1 protein-coding gene is annotated in these 1,309 nt (G+C 63.0%); it reads left to right on the top strand.

Annotated elements, in window-relative coordinates:
* Positions 1-122: 122 nt before the first annotated feature.
* Positions 123-1,309, top strand: a 1,187-nt coding sequence (locus tag QU44_RS16935) for an IS1380 family transposase (protein ID WP_033923586.1), incomplete at its 3' end; no start/stop codon positions are given.

The following is a 1,309-nucleotide window of genomic DNA, read 5'->3' as shown; positions in this document are numbered from 1 at the left end:
CCCGTCTTATTCACCGGCGGCATGGGATGTGGTTGGCAGATGTAGCGTAAGTTACTGATCTGGAATAGAGAAAGGGTGCTTAAATCATCCCTCTACGCCGGACAGAAAGTGCCACGACCGCCATGGCAGTTGATAGCCCCCTCGGTTTCTCATTCCCAGCGATTTGCCGCAAGAAAATGACCGCCGCCTTCGACGGTGGGAGACTGACATCCGATGGTGGTGTATTGCTGCTGGCGCAGGCGGAGCGACAGCTTGGCATTGCGGAACGGCTTGTCGCCTGCATTGCCGATCCTCGCGACCAGAGCCGCGTCGTCCACGAGCTCGGCGACATCCTGCGCGCTCGCATGCTGGCGATCGCCTGCGGCTATGAGGATGCCGATGATCTCGACAGTTTGCGTCACGATCCGGGGTTCAAGCTGGCGCTCGGCAAACTGCCCGGTGGCGTGATCGGCCTGGCAAGCCAGCCAACGATGAGCCGCTGGGAGAATGCGCCGACGACGCGAGAACTGGTGCGGCTGACAGGCGCGCTCGTCGATCTCTACTGCGCGAGCTATCCCACGCCGCCGGTCGCTGTGACGCTCGATATCGATGAGACGGTCGATGTCGTCCATGGCGGCCAGCAACTCTCCTTCTGGAACGGCCATTATGGCGAGCGCTGCTTCCTGCCGATCCATGCTTATGACACAGCGACCGGCCGTCCGGTGGCGATGCTGCTGCGCACCGGCAAGAGCCCGTCGGGGGTCGAGACGGCAGGCCATGTCCGTCGGCTGATCCGGCGCATCCGCCGCCACTGGCCCGATACCCGCATCACGCTACGCGGCGATGGCCATTACGGCCGCCCCGAAATCATGGCGTGGTGCGAGACGAACGGCATAGACTATGTGTTCGGCCTGCCCGGCAACAAGGCACTCCATGCCGATCCCGTCATCGTCAATCGCGGCGATGCCTGTGCCACCGACCGGGCGCTGCAGGGATTGGGCGTGCTGCGCCGCTATGCCGAGACCCGCTACGCCGCCAAATCCTGGGGGCCGACCAAACGCAGGGTCGCTGCACGGATCGAAGCCAGCACTATGGGCCTCGATATCCGCTTCGTCGTCACCTCGATCGAGCATGGTAGCGCCGAGCACATCTACGACACGCTCTATTGTGCTCGTGGCCAGGCCGAAAACCTCATCAAACTCCACAAGACCCAGTTGAAGAGCGACCGCACCTCGTGCCGATCGGCCAATGCCAACCAGATGCGCCTCATTCTCCACACCGCCGCATATTGGCTGATGTGGAAGCTGCGCCAGACCGTACCCGCCGCCGC

The sequence above is a fragment of the Sphingomonas sp. 37zxx genome (assembly GCF_000786205.1).
Lineage (GTDB): Bacteria > Pseudomonadota > Alphaproteobacteria > Sphingomonadales > Sphingomonadaceae > Sphingomonas.
This window is presented reverse-complemented; position numbering and strand designations above follow the sequence as displayed.